Consider the following 19,491-nt stretch of genomic DNA (forward strand, 5'->3'; position numbering starts at 1 on the left):
CATGGCGACCTGTCCCAGACTGTCCACCGGCGAAGCCTTCCTCTCGACCCTGCTGCGCCACATCGACTGCCAGGCGCAGACGATCGGCGCCGACGGCTACCAGGCCCTGGCCGATCCCGGCTCGCCCTTCGCCCTGGCGCTGACCGGCCTGCTGACGATCTTTGTCGCCCTGTTCGGCCTGCGGATGATGCTCGGCCAGGCGCCGACGGTACGCGACGGGGTGATGGCCGTCGTCAAGATCGGCGTGGTGCTGACGATCGCCGCCAGCTGGCCCGCCTATCGCACCGTCGTCTACGACCTCGTCGTCCAGGGACCGGCGCAACTCAGTTCGGCGCTTGGCCGCGCCGCTGGCCTTCCCGGCGCCGACGGCGATCTGATCAATCGACTTCAGGGCGCCGACGCCTCGATCATCCGTCTGATCAACTACGGAACGGGACGCGACGACCTCGCCGTCCTGCCGTCGAGCAATCCAAACGAGCCCGCCCAGCGCACGCCGATCGCCGACAACCCCGCTCTGGGCTGGGCCCGCGTCTTCTTTCTTTCCAGCACCATCGCCGCCTTCGCCGCCGTTCGGCTGACCGCCGGCGTGCTGCTGGCCTTGGCGCCGCTCTTCGCCGGTCTTTTGCTGTTCGACATGGCCCGCGGCCTCTTTGTCGGCTGGATCCGCGCCCTGGTTTTCGCCCTGCTGGCGTCGGTCATCACGACCGTCGTGCTGGGGGTTCAACTGGCCCTGCTCGAGCCCTGGCTGGCCCAGGTGATCCAGTTGCGGCAGAGCAATGCCCTGGCCGCCGTCGCGCCCATCGAGCTTCTGGTCATCTGCCTGGCCTTCGCCCTCGCCCTGTTCGGCGCACTTGGCATTCTCCTGCGCCTGGCCTTCACCGTCCAAGTCCCGTCGGGGCGCAGCGAGATGAAGGAGACACACACGCCGGCCCCCGCTCGCCCTGAGCCGCAGCCCGTCCCGACGCAGCCGGAACGGACCACACCGGAACACACCGCGCCTCGCGCCCAGGCCGTCGCCAGCGCCCTCATGGCGGCCCAGCGCCGCGAGCGGGCCAGTTCGCCGCCCCTGTCAACGGGCGCGCCGGCCGTCGCCACAGGCCGCTCGCCCGGCGGCGGCTTCAACACTGGCGACGACTTCGCCATTCCCTCCACTGGTCAGGCCCTGCGTCGCACCCGACCGCGGAAATCCGTCAGCGCCGTGCTTCGAGACCGTCGTTCATGAAGAAATCAAGTCGCGAGGCGCTCGACGCCTATTATCGTGAAGCCGGAAGCTGGGCGACCGACAAGGTCTCGGGCCTTCAGAGATCGCGTCGTGTCGCATGGATCGTGGCTGGCGCCGCCGCCGCCGTGGCCGTGGCCGAGGCCTGCGCCCTCATCGTGCTGATGCCGCTGAAGACGGTCGAGCCCTATACCTTGATGGTTGATCGCACGACCGGTTTCGTCCAGGCGCTCAAACCGCTGGATCCTGGTCAGATCACGCCGGACAAGGCCCTGGTCCAGTCCATGCTGGTTCAATACGTCATCGCCCGCGAAGGCTTCGACATGGCCACGCTCCAGACCGACTACCGCAAGGTCGGCCTGTGGTCGGCGGAACAGGCGCGTTCGGACTATCTGGCGCACATGCAGGCTTCCAACATCGACAGCCCACTGACGCGCTATCCTCGCACCTCCGCTATCGAGGCGCGCGTGAAGAGCGTGTCGCGCCTGGACGATCGGTCGGCGCTCGTTCGCTTCGAGACCGTTCGGCGCGACGCCGACGGCCCCTATCATTCCGCCGTACCCTGGGTCGCCACCGTCGAGTATCGCTTCTCCGGCGAGCCCATGTCGGCGGAGGACCGCTTCCTCAACCCCCTGGGCTTCCAGGTGCTGAAGTACCGGCGCGATCCCGAGACCCTGACCCCGGTCGATGCTACGCTCACGCGTGACATCCAGGACGCCGTGCCGATTGAGGCGGAAGACGTCATGGCCGGCTCCCCGGGGGAGGTGACGCCGTGAAACGCCTCATCCCCCTACTTGCCCTGCTGCTCGGCGCGCCGGCCGTCGCCCAGACGCCGCCCGCCGCCATCGAGGCGTCAGCCCAAACCCCGAGCGATCCGCGCCTGCGCGTCATCCCTTACGATCCTGCCCAGGTCGTGCGCCTCACGGCCGCGACCAACTACCAGATGACCTTGATCTTCAGTCCCGATGAGCGGGTGGAGAATGTCGCCATCGGCGACAGCGAGGTCTGGCAGGCGACGCTCAACCGCCGCGGCGACGCCCTCTTCCTCAAGCCGCTGCGCTCGAACGGCGTGACCAATATGACGGTCATCACCGACGCACGCGTCTACAGCTTCGAGCTGTCGGCTGCCTACGGCCCGACCGCCGAGACGCCCTACACCGTGCGCTTCGCCTATCCCGACAGCCTTTCCCAAGACGCAACCAAAGCCACCGCCGTACAAGTCGGCCGGTACAGGCTGAGCGGCGCCCGCGCCCTGCGTCCGAGCGCGATCAGCGACGACGGCGTGCGCACCTATGTCGAGTGGCGCGCACAACAGACGCTTCCGGCGGTCTTCGCCATAGACGAACGCGGCGACGAGGTTCTTCTCGACGGACATATGCGAGACGGGCGCTATGTGGTGGACGCCGTCCATCCGGCGCTGCTCTTCCGGCTGGAGCGCCAAACCGCGCGCGCCAATCGTATCCGCCCCAGGTCCGCCCGGTGAACGTCCACGTCAAGGATCCCCGCCTCCAAGGGGCCAGCGAGGCGGACATCCGCCCCATCGTCGCCAGGCGCGGCGGCGACGCCCCCGTCTGGCTCCTCATCGGCGGCGTCGCCTTGGGGGGCATCCTGCTGTTCAGCGTTCTGGACGCTCAGCGCCGCGTCCTGACCGCGCCGACGACGCAAGCCCGAACGACGGATGCGATGCAGATGTCGGCGGCCCTTCCGCCGCTCTACATCATTCCTGAGCCCCCGCCTCCGCCAGCTCCGCCGCTTGCCGAGACGACAGAGATTCTGACGGCGGCGCCGCCGCTGCAACAGGCGTCCCCTCAGCCCCCGGCTTCGCCTTTCGCGCCTCAACCTCCGCCGCCCAACTACGCGCCGCCGCCCTGGGCTTCATCGCCGCCGCCGATGGCCGCCCCCCTTCAGCAATCCGCCTCAGGCAGCGCGGTTCTGGTGATCGACACCACCACAGGATCGGCGACGATCTCCAACCCTGACAGCGCCGCGACGGCAGAGAAGGCGGAAGATAGTTCGATCCGGGCGACGCAACCTGGTCGCCGCGCCACCACAGTCCCTCAGGGCACGCTGATCCAGGCGGTGCTTGAGACGGCTCTGGACTCCACGCGACCCGGCCACGTCCGAGCCATCGTGTCTCGCGACGTGACCGGGTTCGACGGCAGCCGCATCCTCATCCCTCGCGGCACGCGGCTGTTCGGCGAGTACCAGGCCGACATGGCGGCGGGCCAAAGGCGGGCCCTCGTCCAATGGACCCGTCTCGTCCGACCGGACGGGGTCACGATCGCCCTGGCGTCGCCGGCCGCCGACATCCAGGGCCGCGCCGGCATTCCGGGCCGCGTCAACAACCACTTCCTGGCGCGCTTCGGCGACGCCCTGCTGCAGACCACCCTGAACGTGGGCGCCAATCTGGCCGGACAAAGCCTCAACCGCGACGCCCCCGTCGTAGTCGCTCTGCCGGGCGCCATCCAGGGCGCAGCCGCCTCGGCCACACCGTCCCGGCCCCAGCCGACCCTTCGCGTAGACGCCGGCGTCAGGGTCACAGCCCTCATCGCCCGCGATCTGGAGTTCCCATCGGGCGAGGCGAAGCGGTGACCCGCCCGCTCCCCGACGGCCAAGTCTATCTCCGCAGCTATCTGGCGCCCTTCGCTGACATTCTCGCCCGCGAGGACGTCACCGACATCTACGTCAACGCCCCCGGCGAGCTCTGGGCGGAAACCCTGGGCGGCGGGATCGAGCAACATCAGGTCGCGGGCCTCACCCACGACGTGCTCATGCGCCTCGCGCGTCAGATCGCCGCCTACGCCCACCAAGGCGTCAATCGCGAACACCCCATCCTGTCCGCCGCCCTGCCGGGCGGCGAGCGGGTGCAGATCATCATCCCCCCGGCGACGCGGGGCCACATCGCCCTGGCCATCCGCAAGCACGTCTCGTCTGACCTCACGCTGGACGACTACGTCGCCTCCGGCGCCTTCGAGAACACGCAACTCGGCGCAGTCGGTCATCCGTCGGACCTGAACGCACTTCTCCAGGAGCGTTTGGTGTCCGGCGACGTCGCCGGACTGCTCTCCGCCGCCGTCAAAGGCCGGCGCAACATCCTGATCTCCGGCGGCACCTCCACCGGCAAGACGACCTTCCTCAACGCCCTGATGCGAGAGATCCCGATCGCAGAGCGGCTGATCTTCATCGAGGACACGCCCGAACTTCATTTGCACCATCCCAACGCCGTCGGCCTGCTCGCGGCGCGCAGCGCCCTGGGCGAGGCCGCTGTCACTGGGGAGGACCTGCTGAATGCCTCGCTGCGCATGCGGCCAGACCGGTTGATCCTGGGGGAACTGCGCGGTCCCGAAGCTTACACCTTCCTGCGCGCCGTCAACACGGGTCATCCGGGGTCGATGACGACCGTCCACGCCGACAGCCCCGAACGCGCCGTCGAACAGATCGCCCTCTTGGTGTTACAGGGCGGAACTCGGTTAAAGCGCGAGGATGTCATCCACTACGTGCGCTCGACCATCGACGTCTATGTGCAGTTGACGCGCGCCAGCGGACGAAGGGTCGTGTCGGGGATCGCCTTACGGTTGGACAACTCCCAAGCTTAAACAGCTATCAACGCGCCTCGCTCACTTTAGACGCTTGCCCACAAGACAGCGGCATAGCCTGAAACTAGCGTGTACGAGAACGCTCCTTGGCCGTGCCTTTCCAACTTTGCCCGACATACTGGGCAAGATCGTGTGGGTTTCGCCTCCCGGCCAATGAGCGAGCAAGCTCTCTCGTCGTCGCGAAATCCTCGCGCCCAAACCGCAACTTCGTTGCGTCTCGATGCCGGCTCATCGCCACATAGGCCGCATGACGATCCATGTGGCGGCTGGCCAGAACGTAGGCCTTGTCGACCGTCGCGCCCTGCATCTTGTGAATCGTGGCGGCGTAGCCATGCGTCAGGTCCGCATATTCCTTGCGGTCGAACCGCAGGGTTCGGCCGTCATCCAGCCGGACTGTCATTCTTGATCGATCGAGCCCCGTCAGCGTCCCGAGCGTCCCGTTCTTGACCCCGAGCGAGCGTTCGTTCCGCAGGAACATGACCCGCTCCCCGACCGCGAAGGGCCGTTCGCCGTTCGTGGTCTCGACCGCCTGATCCGGCCCCAGTTTTCCAGCCGCTCGCAGCGTCTCCCGCGCCAGCCAGTTTAGTTTCGCCACGTCCGCCCTCGTGTAGGCCAGCAGCACCTGCGACCCGGCTGGATCGCGCACCCGATCCGCCATCCAGTCCTTCACCAACGCCCGTTGCGCCTCCTCTCGAGTGTCGTGCCCATGGACGGCGCCGGCGGCGTCGTAGCGCTCGATGGCCGCCTGGGTTCGCCCCGTCGCCAACTCCCGGGTCGCCGTCCGCTGCCAGTCGTCGCGCTGACGGCGCACCTCGGTGATTTCCATGGCGCCGTGCCGCTCAACCAGCCGCCGGAACGGCGCCCCAGCTTCAATGGCTTGAAGCTGCTCCGGATCACCGACCATCACGACCTTGGCGCCGCCGCGCTCGGCCGCTTCGAGGATGCGGCGCATCTGGCGCGTCCCGACCATGCCTGCCTCATCAATCACCAGCACATCGTTGCGCGTCAGGCGGTCCCGGTCGCGCGCCCAAGCGTATTCCAGGCTCGCCAGCGTCCGCGACGGGATGCCGGACCCCTTCTCCAGATTCTCTGCCGCGATGCCGCTAAGCGCCGCCCCCACGACCCGATAGCCCTCTGCCTCCCAAGCCGCGCGCGCGACGCCCAGCGCCGTGCTCTTGCCGGTCCCCGCGTAACCGACGACCGTCGCCAGACACCCTGCCGACAGCACGTGCGCCAGGGCCAGCACCTGTTCATCACCGAGCGGTCGCCCCAAGGCCGCCATCTCGGCCCTAGCCGCATCGGCCGACCGATCGGTGATGGCGCGATGAGGCTGGCTCTCCAGCCGGTCTGAGGCCCGGAGCATGGCCTCCTGTGCGCGGATCAGATCGCGGCTGGTGAAGCGCCCCCGCCCGCGTTCGTCGGCTCCCAGAGGCACCAACTCCGGCGACGCCAGTATTCTGGCGTGGAGCCGGTCAAACTGTTCCTTGCCGTCGGTATGGCGGAAGACGAACCGCGCCAGATCATGGCGGGTGAAGGTCTCCTGCGTGTGGGTCAGGGTTTCGAGCGCGGCGGCCGGATTGCGCAGCAGTCGCTCGCCGTTTCGGCGTGCAATGTCGCGGTGCTGTTCAGCCCATTCGGAGGCCCGTCCGCGCGCTTCAGATCGCGCGGCGGCAGGGCCGATCTTGAACTGGGGCTCAAGGTCGATGCCCTGGTCCTTGAGGCTGCGGTGATCAATGCGGATGTCGTGGTCGAGTTCGGCCAGACGGACGTTCACATGCTCCGCCCAGGCTTCGCGCCAGTGTTCCAGAAGGGCGGTGCTGTTCCAGTCCCGCGCCTTGGCGCCGAAACCATCGGCGCCCACCTCCCGGAGCGCCAGCATCACATGCGCATGAGGCTTCGGCAGGCCGTCCTCGCCGATGTCGCAATGGACGTTCAGATCGGCGACCATGCCGCGCCGCACGAACTCCCGCTCGACGAAGGCGCGGGCCAGATCGATGGCGTCGTCGGGCTTCATCTCTCTGGGCAGGGCGAACTCGATCTCGCGGCAGAGCTGGGCGTCTTTGCGCTTCTCGCCCCACTCGACGTCGTTCCAGAGCACCTGTCGGTCGGACCAGCGCTCGGGCGCGCCGTCTGGCAACAGGATCTCCGAATGCAGCACGCCGGACTTGCGGCTGTAGTCGAAGGGCTGTTCGGTGCGCTCGTCGAACAACCGCGACGCCGAGCGATAGGCCGCCGCCGCCACGGCGCTGCGGCCGGTCGAGCGGGAGATAACCTTGGCGGAGAAGTGGTAGATGGCCACGACCGCAGCGCCCCGAAGCAAAGCGCACGTCGGAACGACGTATAAGCGCGCACTCCGGACAGCATGTCCGTCGTGACGGGGACTGGCGTCCCGCAAGTCTACGGAGGCGGAAAGCCGCGATCCTTCATCGCGTCCGGTTTCCAGGCATGAGGGGACGTGCAAGGCTGAGCTGACCTACTCCCCCACCGCTAGGACCTGAATGCATGGATGAGCTGACCGCCGAGACCGACCTGATCGGCATGACCGCCGATATCGTTTCGGCCTTCGTGTCGAACAACGCCATCGCCGCCGACGCCCTGCCGCGCCTGATCGCGGGCGTGCATGGCGCCCTGGCCGGCACGACGCAGGGTGCGGCGCCGGAGCCCGAGCCACAGGCGCCTGCGGTGTCGATCCGCAAGAGCATCACCCCGGACCACATCATCTGCCTGGAGGACGGCAAGCCCTTCAAGTCGATGAAGCGCCATCTGGCCCAGAAGTACGGCCTCACCCCGGAGGATTATCGCGCCAAGTGGGGCCTGCCGAAGGACTATCCGATGGTGGCGCCTAACTACGCCGCCGCGCGGTCGGAACTGGCCAAGTCGATGGGCCTCGGACAGGGCGGTCGCAAGCCCGCCAAGCGCGGCCGCAAACCGGCGACCAAGTAGGCCGCTTACGCCCGCGCACCACCGCAGACTTACGGGGGCGCGCGTAAGGCGGGACGCAAGCATGATGGCGGCTCTTCGTAGGAAGAGAGAGCCGCCATCATGCGAAAACCCAAGGATATCGACGCCGAACTCGCAGCGCTGGCGGAACGCGCCGCCGTGCTGAAGGCGCGCCGGGTCAGCCAACTCGGCGAACTCGTCATCGCCAGCGGCGCCGACGCCCTAGGCGCCGACATTCTCATGGGCGCGCTGAGCGCCGCAGCAGCCGAGAAGAACGACCAGACCCGAGGCCAATGGCGCCAGCGGGGCGAAGCCTTCTTTCGCGGCGAACGGACGCGCGCCCCTGCGCCGGGCGCTTCGCGCAACGACCCTAGGGCTGGCCCGGCTTCCAGCCCTGATGCGCCGGGCTGAAGCCATGCAGCGGCGGGCCGATCATCGCGAACGTCAGGATGCCCGGCGCGCCCGCACCCGGCATCTGATTGAACTGGGCGGTCTGGTGCAGAAGGCCGGGCTGGTCGAACTGACCGGCGACGACCGCAACGCCATTCTCGGCGGCCTGCTTGTCGTCGCCGCCATGCTGCATTCTGATCGGCGCGACGAGGCTATGGCGGTTCTGGCGCACCGGGGACGGCGCGCCTTCAGGGGTGACAAGGAGTCCCCCAGCGGCGATGCTCCCGCCCCATGGTGATCCGTCGCGAATACCACAGAGCCGGCCGCGAGGAGCTTCGCCTTGCGAAGCGCGGCGGTAACGGCAAGACTCGCCGGATGAAGACGAGTCTTGACCATCTGCCGCTCGGCAAACGCCGCGAGCTGGAGCACGTGCTCGGCGTCATCAAGGACGAGTTCGGCAAGACTATCGCTAACCGGCGCGCCGAGGGCGTGAAGCACGGCCAGATCCTCAAGGTCATCCTCTACGGATCATACGCCCGAGGTGACTGGGTCGAGGATCCGGTCGGCCGCTACTTCTCCGACTTCGATCTACTGGTCGTCGTCAGCGACGAGAAGCTGACAGACGTGCTGGAGTTCTGGCAGGGCGCCGAAAAACGCCTGCGCGCGGACCTCGCTTCGGGCGCCAATCTGCGCACCCCGGCCGACCTGATCATTCATTCGCTCGAAGACGTGAACGATCAACTGATCCAGGGCCGGTACTTCTTCGCGGACATCGTGCGTGAGGGGGTAGTGCTGTTTGAGGAGGCGGATCAACCGTTTGCCAACCCTCAGCCTCTGCCGAGCGACGCCGCGCTAAAGGAAGCTGAGAAATTCTACCGCGAGCATTTCACGGCAGGTCAACAGTTCCTTCGGCAAGCGCAGCACGCCATCGATGACGAGGCGCCCAAGATCGCAGCCTTCGATCTGCATCAGGCGGCCGAGCACTTCTACAATGCGGTCCTGCTCGTCGCGACGCTGTACACGCCAAAGTCCCACAACCTGGTCCGGTTGCGGAATGCAGCCGAGCCGATCGACGCGCGACTGGCGGAGGTCTGGCCGACGGATACGAAGTTCCAGAAGCGGTGCTTCGAGCTTTTGCGCGCAGCCTATGTGAAGGCCCGTTATTCGGAGCATTACCGTGTGACCGCTGAGGAACTGGCTTGGATGCTGGAGCGACTGAAAATGCTCCAAGACTTGGTGGGGTCGATTTGCCAAGCTCGATTAAACTTGTTGAGCGACGCCAGCGAAGGCTGAAATGCCCCAGATGCAGCCTTTATGCTTGATAGACTTGGCTAATGGCTCTTGTGGACTGAGGCTGTGTGAAAACGTGCTGAGCTATGGCGGCGTGGAGTTGGCTATCAGCGCTTGGGTCAGAAGCGAGCGCTGACTGAGAAGCGAACGACGCGGCCGACCGGGTCTTGAGAATCTCGCCCATAGCCAGGGGCTCGGCGGCCGTCCCCCAGTCGAGCCAGCGGGCGGTCGTCAAGAAGGTTAGCGATCTCAAATTCCAATCGAGTGCTTGTCCCCATCCGCTGAGAGGTCGCATCCGCGGCCTGCCCCAGCGCCCGGACCAGCGAGTAGCTCAGTTTGATATCGATCGTGCGGAAACTCGAATGCTGCAGATCATCTGCCGTGTCGCGGTCGATCTCGCGTCTGACGCGGTATCCGTCCCTCCATCTGAGACCGCCGTTAAAACCGAATGCGCCGACCTGACCGTCAATTTGTGCGGTCAACTCGTGACGAGCAGTTCCTCCACCGTCTCCGGATAATCTGTCCAGTTCTTTCAGATCATCGCGGAGCGTCATGCGGCTGCGAAGACGCCAAGTATGATTGACTGAGAAGCGGACGTTTGCGTCGTTCGAAGCGCCAGCCAGGAAAAGCCACCGCGCAGGAAGGCCGAGCATGAGGTTGGAGGACAGAGCGTCGTCCTTCGATCGGTCGATATTGGTCAGTCGCTGGTCCACGCCGACCAGCCTGCCGTTCGCATCTCTTGTGAACCGCTCGGGAAACGCAGCCTCGACCGCGGGGGTAAGGGGCGGCAGCGACCCGATCGCCCCGCTGTCCCGATTGGACCGCAGGCTCATGCTTCCCGCGAAGTCCAGGGCCGTGAATGGGCCGATTGAGACAGCGATCGAGCGTTGCTCTGAGGCTTGGGGAGCCAATCTCGGGTTTCCGCCCAAAAGTGGCTGAACCTCCACGACTTCGCCTCTCGACAGGTCGAATATCTTGCGCGGCGCGCCGAAAAATGTGGGATCAAACCGTTGTGTGTTCGTAGGGTTACTGAACAGGTTCGACCAGGAAAGGTTGACGCTGAGCCTAGCAAGAGGGCTCCAGGTCAAAGCACCATTCAGTCCATTGCCGTCCGCCTGGCCGCCCGCGCTCTGATATGAGCCGCCCACCGTCAGCACGGTGTCTCCCATCAGTGATTTGAGGTCCCGGCCGTCGGCTTCTTCTCCGCTGCGGCGCGAGAGAGGAATGGTGAGGGCGCCGGAGAGATCGACAATCTGGCTTGTTTCTGGCGCGCGCTCGTCCAGATCGCCGCTCGCCTCCGAGCGCGTCCAGGTGGCGCGTCCGGTTAGGCTTGTTGTGATCGGTCCTGTTCGCAGCTCAAGCAGCCTCCCATCAGCAGTGGCGTTGGCGGACAGGTTTCGATTCCGGGTTTGCGTGTTCGATACGCCCGATTGCTCCGCCTCGACTGCAGTCCCCATCATGCCAAACTGGAAATTCCAGCCCGAAACGTCACCTCCGAGGCCGCCAGTAAGTGTCAATGTCTCCAAATCTCGATTCGTCTGGACCGGCTGGTCACTAACTGAGGTGATCGCACGATCGGTTTGACTCCGCGCATTGATGCTCGCGGAAGCGGCCCAGGCGCCGATGGAGCGGTTCATGCTCAGATTTGCGGAGAGAACGTTGCTTTCAGGCCTGAGGGAGGTGTCAGGCGGACCAACGGCTCCGCCTTCTGTCTCTCGTTCTGCGGCGCGAAGAGATGTATCCCGGGACGCACGGATTTCGATCAATCCGGTGTCATTGTTGTTGATGCTTGCCTGACGCAGCCCGCTGAGAAGTAGGGATTGCCCGCCGTTCGTGGGGCGCCCGCCGCTCCATGTTCCATCACGACCTCTATAGCGCGGCTGTAGAACGAGATTCAGGACCCGGTCGGATGCGCCTCCGCCGTAAAGCGCGCCGGAGCCGCGAGGCATGACCTCAAGGCGCTCCAGCGCGTCAGGCGGGAAGTCGAGGTAGTCCTGCGGTGACGCCACCCTGCGGCCGTTGATGATGACAATTGGCGGTGCCTCCAAACCATAGGCGCGGCTCAGTCGTGTGATGGCGTCGCCGATATTGTGTGCGCCGAGGGCGTCGATCTCCGTGGATTCGATCTCGCGCTCGGGTCGGGCGAGCAAGGGGCGGCGCTTGGCGAAGACATCTACCGGGTCAATCTCGATCGCAGGCTCTTCCGGTGTTGGGGCCTGTTGAGCAGCCGGCGAAGGCGATGCCTCAATGGCGTGTGCGGGGAGAGCCAACGGAAAGATGCTAGAAAGCGCGAGAAAGGAAAATCGCCACAGCATCCGGTGGAGTCTCGTGATCTGGGTTGGAGGATTCTCAGGCACTCTAAGGAAGGAATGTGTAGTCGACCCGGATCGCGATGTGGAGGTTACGCATTCACCAGCATGACGGGCTTTGAGACTGCGGTGCCCGAGTAGCCAAATCCGGAAGTGTCGGCATAGGCGGCGATGGCAGCGCTGACTTCCGATCTCACCTGGCCCTCGTCTTTATCCTCCCCCAATGAAGGCCGATCCTTGCGAGCCTCGAAGTATTGATCGAACCATTTTTCAGCTTTGTCATTCCAGTCCGAAGGGAAGTCAGGGTGCCCTGCCGTTGCGAGGTCTCCTGAAATCCCGCTAAACCAGGCCGCATCGATCTCGTGTCCGCTCTCACGAACATAACGCATACGCTGGAACAGTTCGTCCGCCGCCGCGGCTTCAGCTTCGGAGGGGGCGTTTCCTTCATCATCGACGATCATCGCAGCCGGACCGCTTATGAAAAGATTGTAGCCCGTTATCTGGCGGAACATGGCTTTGTCGTTGTCGGTGATCTTCGCCAGATCCCTGGCCACCGTGCGATCGGACGTGCTCCAGGTTTCCTCGGGCCCCATGGCCATGAACTTCGCCATATGCTCCAGCGGCGTATCAAGTGTTACGCCCCGCTTGATGACTGGGCTGCCCAGATCGCCGTGCTGAACCTTGCCGTCGACAAGCTGGAACAGGGCTGAAAGATTGGCAGAAGAAGTGAGCTGGGCCGAGCCGACGAACTGTCCGTCTGAGAACAGCGCTGCAGTTCGCATATTGGATCGCGGAGCCGCGCCTGGAGCGCCTTGGGAGTTCGGGACCGCCGAAGGCGCAGCGGCAAGACGTAGCCTTTGCGTGTAAGGTGCGGGGCTTGTGGACCCGATCAGCATCACGAGACTCCTTTATGGCCTACAACCACGCCTAGCAAAGCGTGCGCCAAACCGAGTTGAAAATTTATTCTTTTGTTTCAGCCCATTATTAGGACTTTATCTGTGCGACTGGTGAGAAAATATCGCCATGGAGGGTAAATATTGCCGATCTTGCATGGACCGTACAAATTCAAGGTTGTATAGCTTGGTAGTCGCAAATAGCGATGTTATTTGGGGGTTTTGCAATGTCTAGGTTGAAATTCTTCGTCGCCGCCTTTGCGGGCGGGGTCGCCGTCCTCGCCAGCGCGTCCGCGAGTGCTCAAACAGGAAACTGGTATGGCACCGTCTCCGCGCCCGTCATCCGCCAGACCAATACCGACTATAACTCGGGAAACATCAATCCGCAGGCGCAGCCGAGCGGCACCGTGATCACCAGCACGTCCTGGTACGCGACCTATTCGGGCGCGCCGGCAGGCATGTCGTTCAAGATCACCCATTGCCGCACGTCAGGGAGCATTTGCGCCCCTCTGAGCGGCTTTAATTCCGGTTCGACGAACTTCCATGCTGGAGTCGGCAGCCTTCAACCCTTCTTCTTCCGGGTGCGTGTGAACTCGACCAGCACGCAAGTTTTGAGTTCGTCGATGGTGAGCACGCCGCTTCAGCTCACGGTCAACTATTCCTACTGATCAAGGGGCCGGCGGGCGCATGAGCGCCCGCCGGTGCATCATGGCCAAACTGCGATCATTCATCTTGGCGGCGGCCCTTCTCGCTTTTGGAGCAACGGCCGCGGCAGACCCGGTTCCCTCTCCAACACGCCTGTTCATTCCTGGTGCGGATCAGCCAGCTAGCCTTGTCCTGACCAGCAACAGCGACACTCTGCGCCGATATGTCCTCAGCGCGATGCGTTGGGATCAAGGAGAAGACGGCAAACCGATTCTCTCGCAGACCGATGACGTCACGATAAGGCCTTCTGAACTCTCCCTTGCGCCCGGGGAGCGCGAGTCGGTCGACGTTAGATTCGTTTCGGACCTGCCTACCGGAGAGCGAACTTATCGGATCGTTATTCGTCCGGTTTCGGATGGCGCGACGCCGCAGGACCAGATTGAGATCGTTCCAGTTATCGACTTACCTGTTTTCATAGGAATGCCGGAGGGACCGTCGCGCCCCAGTATCGAGAAAGTGGATATTGAAGCAGGGGCGCTTGGGGTTACCGTCTGGAACGCTGGCGGAAGCTTCGTGAGGCCGTCCAGGGTCACGCTCATCGGTTATGCCGCCAGCGGCGTTGAGGTGTTCAGAGAGAGCTGGGACGGGTGGTACATCCTCGCCGGCGGCCGCAGGCGGTACGTTGCGGACATATCCCTGGTACTGTGTACTCGCGCGGTTCAGTATGCGGTAGCGCTCGACGCGCCCGAAGTTGGATCGGCAGAAGCGCTCTTCGATTTCGACGCCAAGGATTGCGCCAGCCTCCAACCTTCAAATGATGGGATGTCGGCCTCTCCGCAGGTTTGACGGGGGCGGAACTGTTCGAGGGCTGCAGATGGTCAGACTAAAATACGGGACGGGTCGAGACGGCCTAGCTGAGGGTGGCCGCGCCATCGGCCAGGGCGTAGCGATAGGCCCGTCCGAACTCCCCCACGCCGTCGGGGCCGAAGATCAGGGCGGAAGAAGCCGGCGTGAAGTCGAAGACATGATGGCGGACTATCCTGACATGAGGGGTGATCAGGCGGGGCTGGCCCGTGAGGCTTAGGGCATGCCACAACTCACGTCGCAGGGCCCAGCACGGGGGCGGAGGCTAGGCGGGAATATCCACCGTGCTGTTGATGTTACGGTGGCCCAAGCGGGCTCCCGCACCCAAAATCCCGAACCCAGCAGCCCTCGCTACGGGGATTTTGTGCCTCCAGGGTTCCGCCCGGGTCCAGCATGACGACCAGGCTACCGATGGAACTTGCCCAGGGCTTCCAGCGGAATGAAGTCCAGGCGATCAGCTTACGCAATTCCGCACGACCCTTCCTCGCCGCCTTCGCTGTCGATCGCCTGGTGCAGGCGATATCTGGTCTGATCCAACGCGAACGACCGATTGTCGGCGCGCGAAGCCAATGTCGGGTTGTGGCAGCTAAGCTGCCTCCCAACCCGGCAGACCTTGCAGTATGCGCGCCGCATTCTTCACCGGGTTGATGTGGCCATAATGATCTTCAATCATCTTCACCGACGTCCCCATCTGCTTCGATAGGAAATAGACATCCACGCCCTCCGTCAGGCGGAAGGTCGCGTAGGTGTGCCGGAAGCAATAGGTGGAACGCGTGCTGCCCGACGCGCTGAGAAGCAGGCCTGCTTCTCTCAACAGCGCTTCGATCTGGTCGGCATAGAGGGTGGCTGCGGGATCACCCTTGCCGTTGACGAAGACGGCGCCCTCGGGCGCCGGTTCATTGGTGGTTGTCAGGGAGCGAACTCGCTCCAGGTAGTCAGCAACGTTCCCGGCCGCAACCAGCTGTCGAGACTTGTCCTTTCCACGCACGTGAAGAACAACCATCCGCCGGCCGTCAGCGTCGGTGCGGATTGCTACGTCTCTCCAACGGAGGTTCTTGGCCTCAGCCGGGCGCATGCCCGTGTTGCACATGATCAAAATGAAGTTGTAGGCGAGTTGACGGTGCCATTCGAACTTCTTGGTCTTAGCGCGCTTGATCCAGCCGCGCGCGAAGGTATGGAGCTTGCGATACTCCTCAGGAGTGAACTCCTCCCGGCGTACCTTTGCTAGCGGCAGCTTGCCCTTGTAGACATGACTTTCCGGCACGAACCGCTTGCCAACAGCGAAGGCGATGACGGAACGGAAGATGGACATCTCATATCGGATGGTGGCGTCCGACACAGGTCGTCCGCCGCGACCCTGCCCATTCTGGCGGCGCCAGAGGGGATAACCCAGGAAGTCGTCGTGAGAGACGTGAGCGATCTGCTTGGCGCCCACGTAGCGATTAATCTGGGCGCGAATGATGGACTCCACCACCTCCCAGCGATGGTGAGTGATCTCACCGGCCTCGGAGCGGGCCTGCTGATGGTCGACGTACATCTTAGCGATCTGGGCGAAGGTCCGGTCGAACACCGGGACATCATGCTTCACTCGAAAGCGCAGATCCGCGTGGGCGTCGAAGGCGGCTTCCTTAGCCGCCGTCACGTCGGCGGTGCGGAGCGAGACCGTCTTGTATCGGTCCGAGCCGGGCACTCTGATGCGGCAGTACCAGTTGCGGTGCTGAACGTCCGCGCGGCGGAAAAGGATGAGGCCAGGCTTCAGCTCCTGGGGGTCGATCAAAAAGGCCATCGGGGCGGCTCCCTGTGCAGGGTTTGTGTCGCCTCAGGGCCTAAGTCCTTGACTCTCCATTGGCTGGATAGGCCCTGAGCAGGCCTTGAGCGTGGACAAATCTGAAGAGAAACAAACCCGTAACATCACCCCCTCTCCCCTTGAGGGAGAAGGGACATCTCACGCCATCGGGTCGACGGCCTGTCCATACTTGCCGCGGAAATAGGTCAGGGCGTCGCCGGGATGGGTCTCGAAGGCGGCGACCCGCCCCACGATGACCAGATGGTCCCCCATGACGATACGGTCGTGAGTCGTGCAGTCCAGCCGCGTCACGGCGTTGCGCAGGCGCGGCGGGGCCGGGTCGCCGACCTCGAACTCGTCCTCCGACAGGGTGCAGACGCCCCAGGCGAAGCGGTCCGACATCGCCTGGTCCTCGACCGGCAGCATATGGACGGCGAAGCGCTCGGCCCCGGCGAAGGCGTCATGGCGATCCGACTTGATGTCCATGCACCACAGCACCAGCGGCGGGTCCAGCGATACCGAGGTGAAGCTGTTGACCGTAATGCCCAGCGGCCCCTCGGCCGTATGGGCCGTCACCACGCAGACGCCGGTGGCGAAACCGCCCAGCGCCTTGCGATAGGCCTTGGCGTCGAATTCGAAAGAGGATGAGGTCACGGACACAGGCCTGACCTAAGCCGTGGGTCGCCGCGCGGCAAGGTCGCACCCGGAAACGCCCGCGCCGCAACCGCTTCTTAACGGGCTGCGTGAGATTCACGACTAACGAACGACGTTAAGATTGGCCTGCCCATGTCCGTGAGCGATCGCCCGATCCTCATCAAGAAGGTGAAAAAGGTGACCGCCGGCGGCCACCACGGCGGCGCGTGGAAGGTCGCCTACGCCGACTTCGTGACGGCCATGATGGCCTTCTTCCTGCTGATGTGGCTGATCAACACGACCGACCCGGAGCAGAAGCGCGGCATCGCCGAATATTTCGCTCCGGCCAACGTCTCGGCCTCGACCTCCGGCTCCGGCGGCATTCTGGGCGGCACCGCCCTCGGTGACGACGGGGCCAAGAGTTCCGGCTCCATGTCCGTGGTCGAACAACTGGCCCCCGAAGCGCCCGATTCGCCCGAAACCGCTGGCCAGAGCACCAACCTGGCCGCCGCCAGCGAGGCCGCCCTGCGCGCCGAGATCGCCAGGCGCGAGGCCGCCGACTTCGCCAGCGCCGCCGAAAGTCTGCGCCAGGCCATGCAGTCCATGCCCGAACTGGCCGAACTGTCGAAACAGCTGATCATCGACCAGACGCCCGAGGGCCTGCGCATCCAGCTGGTCGATCAGGAAGGCCGCTCGATGTTCGAGAACGGCTCGACCCGCCCCAATCCACGCGCCCAGCTGCTGCTGCGAGCCGTGTCCAAGGTCATCACCCAACTGCCCAACCGCATCTCGGTCACCGGCCACACCAGCGCCGTCGCCGGCTCCAGCCGCGCCAGCGGCGCCGGCGACTGGACCCTGTCGGCCGAGCGGGCCAACGCCTCGCGTATGGTGCTGCAAGGCGCCGGCGTCGACGCCGACCGGGTCTATTCAGTGGCGGGCAAGGCGGGCTCCGACCCCCTCTATCCCGACGACCCGTCGCTGGCCGGCAACCGCCGCATCGCCATCGTCCTGCTGCGCGAAGCGCCGGTCCTGCCCACGGACACCAGCCTGTGATCGCGAGCGCCGTCTTCACGGCGCTTGCGAAATCCCCCGGTTGCGCGCCAAATCGGGACATGGTGACCAACGCGCGATACAGCCGACGAGAATGGAAGCGGACCTGAGGCCGTGACCCAGCATTTTCCGACCCGGCAGCTGCGGTTCTTCATGACCGCCAACGCGCCCTGCCCCTATCTGCCCGGCCAGTTCGAGCGCAAGGTCTTCGCCAACCTGCCCTTCAGCGACGGCGCCGACGTCAACGACGCCCTGACCCAGGCCGGCTTTCGTCGCAGCCAGAACATCGCCTACCGCCCGGCCTGCGAGGCCTGCGCCGCCTGCGTCTCGGTGCGCATCCCGGTCGGCGAGTTCGTCTTCTCGCGCTCGCAGCGCAAGATCCTGAACCGCAACGCCGACCTGTCGCGCGATCTGGTCGAGGCCGAGGCGACGATGGAGCAGTTCGACCTGCTGCGCCGCTACCTGTCCGCCCGCCACCCCGGCGGCGGCATGAGCGACATGGGCTGGTCCGACTATGTGTCGATGGTCGAGGACACAGCCGTCCGCACCCACCTGATCGAATACCGCCTGCCCGCGACCGACGAGGGCCCAGGCGATCTGGTCGGCGTCTGCCTGACCGACCTGCTGCATGACGGCCTGTCCATGGTCTACAGCTTCTTCGACCCCGACCTGGAGCGCCGCAGCCTGGGCCAGTTCGCCATCATAGATCACCTGCGCCAGGCGGCGCAGGTCGGCCTACCCTACGTCTACCTGGGCTACTGGGTCCAGGGCTCGCCCAAGATGGAATACAAGGCCAAGTTCAGACCGATGGAGGCGCTGCGCCCCCTGGGCTGGGAGCGGCTCCCCTAGGTCCTCGGCACAGCCGTGCTGGCGTGCGAAGCGATCGGCGCCGACGGCCCCGCGTCCCGACCGCCGGCGAACTTCACCAGGGCCGCGATGCGCTTCTCGATCGGCGGGTGGGTGGCGAACAGGCCGGCGAAGTCCGCCTTGTCCGCCGTATTGTCCAGGAACATCCCGCGCAGTTCGTCCGGCGCCTCGATCTTGGACTGGCCCGACACCTTGCGCAGGGCCGAGATCATGGCGTCCGGGTTCTTGGTCAGCTCCACCGCCCCCGCATCGGCCACATATTCCCGCGTCCGCGACAGGGTCATGCGGATGACGGCGGCCAGACCGAAGCCGATCACGCCGATCGCCAGGCCGATCAGGACCAGCGGCAGGGCGTTCTTGTTGTCCCCGCTGCGCCCGCCGCGCACATAAAACAGCCCCCGGAACACCAGTTCGGCGATCACGCTGATGATGCCCGCAAAGATCGAGGCGATCACCATGGTCCGCACGTCCTTGTTGATGACGTGGGTCAGCTCGTGGGCCAGGACACACTCCATCTCGTCGCGGCTGAGGGTCTGCATCAGGCCGCGCGTGACGGTGACGCTGTAGTTCCCCTCGTGCAGCCCGGACGCATAGGCGTTCAGCGACGGGCTCTCGATGATCCGCAGGGTCGGCGTGCGCAGGCCGCGCGAAATGGCGAGATTTTCCAGAAGATTATAGAGCTCCGGCTCGACCCGGCGCTCGACCTTCCTCGCCCCGGTCATGGCGTCGATCATCGCCTGATTGCCGAAATAGGCGATGACGAACCAGATGACGGCCACGACCAGCGCCGTCGGCACGGTCCAGCCCAGCATGGAGGCGGCCAGCGCCAGGTCCTGCTCCAGACCGCCGCCCGAGTTGGGCAGCAGGCCGAAGCCCATCATCAGCACCTGGATGCCGAACAGGATCAGCACCAGCAGAACCGGAAACCCGGCCAGCAGGACCGCCGACCGGGTGTTGTTCTTCCAGATATGGGTCTTGAGGCCAACGGCCTGACCGAAAACCGCCATTG

The 19,491-nt window shown here is 64.9% G+C and carries 20 protein-coding genes; 13 read left to right on the forward strand and 7 right to left on the reverse strand.

Annotation, left to right across the window (positions count from 1 at the left end):
• Position 1: 1 nt before the first annotated feature.
• From ACREEF_RS01615 to virB11, 5 genes are read left to right on the forward strand one after another with little or no spacing between them, the layout of a single operon-like run.
• Entirely contained in the window at positions 2–1,222 is a 1,221-nt protein-coding gene (locus ACREEF_RS01615; protein ID WP_431563917.1) for a type IV secretion system protein, read from the forward strand.
• Positions 1,219–1,995 carry a virB8 family protein gene (locus ACREEF_RS01620; protein ID WP_431563868.1) on the forward strand — a complete coding sequence of 259 codons (777 nt, stop codon included), beginning with the start codon at positions 1,219–1,221 and terminating at the stop codon, positions 1,993–1,995. The genes ACREEF_RS01615 and ACREEF_RS01620 overlap by 4 nt, the downstream gene beginning before the upstream one ends.
• The gene (locus tag ACREEF_RS01625; protein WP_431563869.1) at positions 1,992–2,702 is read left to right on the forward strand and encodes a TrbG/VirB9 family P-type conjugative transfer protein; all 711 of its coding nucleotides are present in this window, start codon (positions 1,992–1,994) and stop codon (positions 2,700–2,702) included. Before ACREEF_RS01620 ends, ACREEF_RS01625 begins: the two co-directional genes overlap by 4 nt.
• Entirely contained in the window at positions 2,699–3,811 is a 1,113-nt protein-coding gene (locus ACREEF_RS01630) for a TrbI/VirB10 family protein (RefSeq protein ID WP_431563870.1), read from the forward strand. Before ACREEF_RS01625 ends, ACREEF_RS01630 begins: the two co-directional genes overlap by 4 nt.
• Positions 3,808–4,815, forward strand: a complete 1,008-nt coding sequence (virB11, locus tag ACREEF_RS01635; RefSeq protein ID WP_431563871.1) for a P-type DNA transfer ATPase VirB11 — start codon at positions 3,808–3,810, stop codon at positions 4,813–4,815. Before ACREEF_RS01630 ends, virB11 begins: the two co-directional genes overlap by 4 nt.
• Positions 4,816–4,879: 64 nt before the next feature.
• Here the strand turns inward: virB11 and traA are convergent, their stop codons facing one another.
• On the reverse strand, positions 4,880–7,114 hold the full coding sequence (traA, locus tag ACREEF_RS01640) for a Ti-type conjugative transfer relaxase TraA (RefSeq protein WP_431563872.1): 2,235 nt from the start codon (positions 7,112–7,114) through the stop codon (positions 4,880–4,882).
• Between the two features lie 212 nt (positions 7,115–7,326).
• On the opposite strand from traA, the gene ACREEF_RS01645 reads away from it, so the two are divergent.
• From ACREEF_RS01645 to ACREEF_RS01660, 4 genes are all read left to right on the forward strand, one after another.
• Complete coding sequence (locus ACREEF_RS01645; RefSeq protein ID WP_431563918.1) at positions 7,327–7,758, forward strand: MucR family transcriptional regulator; 432 nt, start codon at positions 7,327–7,329, stop codon at positions 7,756–7,758.
• A gap of 99 nt (positions 7,759–7,857) precedes the next feature.
• Positions 7,858–8,166 carry a conjugal transfer protein TraD gene (locus ACREEF_RS01650; protein WP_431563873.1) on the forward strand — a complete coding sequence of 103 codons (309 nt, stop codon included), beginning with the start codon at positions 7,858–7,860 and terminating at the stop codon, positions 8,164–8,166.
• Positions 8,153–8,443, forward strand: a complete 291-nt coding sequence (locus tag ACREEF_RS01655; protein ID WP_431563874.1) for a conjugal transfer protein TraD — start codon at positions 8,153–8,155, stop codon at positions 8,441–8,443. The genes ACREEF_RS01650 and ACREEF_RS01655 overlap by 14 nt, the downstream gene beginning before the upstream one ends.
• Positions 8,437–9,438 carry a HEPN domain-containing protein gene (locus ACREEF_RS01660; RefSeq protein ID WP_431563875.1) on the forward strand — a complete coding sequence of 334 codons (1,002 nt, stop codon included), beginning with the start codon at positions 8,437–8,439 and terminating at the stop codon, positions 9,436–9,438. The genes ACREEF_RS01655 and ACREEF_RS01660 overlap by 7 nt, the downstream gene beginning before the upstream one ends.
• Before the next feature lie 116 nt (positions 9,439–9,554).
• Here ACREEF_RS01660 and ACREEF_RS01665 read toward each other — a convergent pair whose 3' ends face one another.
• Entirely contained in the window at positions 9,555–11,750 is a 2,196-nt protein-coding gene (locus ACREEF_RS01665; RefSeq protein WP_431563876.1) for a hypothetical protein, read from the reverse strand.
• Positions 11,751–11,836: 86 nt separating this feature from the next.
• Entirely contained in the window at positions 11,837–12,640 is an 804-nt protein-coding gene (locus tag ACREEF_RS01670; protein ID WP_431563877.1) for a hypothetical protein, read from the reverse strand.
• A gap of 233 nt (positions 12,641–12,873) precedes the next feature.
• Between ACREEF_RS01670 and ACREEF_RS01675 the strand changes: the two genes are divergently transcribed.
• Positions 12,874–13,305 carry a hypothetical protein gene (locus tag ACREEF_RS01675; protein ID WP_431563878.1) on the forward strand — a complete coding sequence of 144 codons (432 nt, stop codon included), beginning with the start codon at positions 12,874–12,876 and terminating at the stop codon, positions 13,303–13,305.
• 19 nt (positions 13,306–13,324) lie between these two features.
• Complete coding sequence (locus tag ACREEF_RS01680) at positions 13,325–14,128, forward strand: hypothetical protein (RefSeq protein ID WP_431563879.1); 804 nt, start codon at positions 13,325–13,327, stop codon at positions 14,126–14,128.
• Between the two features lie 64 nt (positions 14,129–14,192).
• Here ACREEF_RS01680 and ACREEF_RS01685 read toward each other — a convergent pair whose 3' ends face one another.
• From ACREEF_RS01685 to ACREEF_RS01695, 3 genes are all read right to left on the reverse strand, one after another.
• Positions 14,193–14,378 carry a hypothetical protein gene (locus tag ACREEF_RS01685; protein WP_431563880.1) on the reverse strand — a complete coding sequence of 62 codons (186 nt, stop codon included), beginning with the start codon at positions 14,376–14,378 and terminating at the stop codon, positions 14,193–14,195.
• Positions 14,379–14,732: 354 nt separating this feature from the next.
• Positions 14,733–15,932 carry a tyrosine-type recombinase/integrase gene (locus ACREEF_RS01690; protein ID WP_431563881.1) on the reverse strand — a complete coding sequence of 400 codons (1,200 nt, stop codon included), beginning with the start codon at positions 15,930–15,932 and terminating at the stop codon, positions 14,733–14,735.
• Between the two features lie 159 nt (positions 15,933–16,091).
• Positions 16,092–16,586 carry a flavin reductase family protein gene (locus ACREEF_RS01695; protein WP_431563882.1) on the reverse strand — a complete coding sequence of 165 codons (495 nt, stop codon included), beginning with the start codon at positions 16,584–16,586 and terminating at the stop codon, positions 16,092–16,094.
• Positions 16,587–16,718: 132 nt separating this feature from the next.
• Between ACREEF_RS01695 and ACREEF_RS01700 the strand changes: the two genes are divergently transcribed.
• Positions 16,719–17,618 carry a flagellar motor protein MotB gene (locus ACREEF_RS01700; protein ID WP_431563883.1) on the forward strand — a complete coding sequence of 300 codons (900 nt, stop codon included), beginning with the start codon at positions 16,719–16,721 and terminating at the stop codon, positions 17,616–17,618.
• A 111-nt stretch (positions 17,619–17,729) separates the two neighbouring features.
• Entirely contained in the window at positions 17,730–18,464 is a 735-nt protein-coding gene (locus ACREEF_RS01705; RefSeq protein WP_431563884.1) for an arginyltransferase, read from the forward strand.
• Here the strand turns inward: ACREEF_RS01705 and ACREEF_RS01710 are convergent.
• Positions 18,461–19,489, reverse strand: a complete 1,029-nt coding sequence (locus ACREEF_RS01710) for a M48 family metallopeptidase (protein ID WP_431563885.1) — start codon at positions 19,487–19,489, stop codon at positions 18,461–18,463. The two genes, ACREEF_RS01705 and ACREEF_RS01710, sit on opposite strands and share 4 nt — an antisense overlap.
• Positions 19,490–19,491 lie beyond the last annotated feature (2 nt).

It is taken from the genome of Brevundimonas sp., from assembly GCF_050729455.1.
Classification (GTDB): domain Bacteria; phylum Pseudomonadota; class Alphaproteobacteria; order Caulobacterales; family Caulobacteraceae; genus Brevundimonas.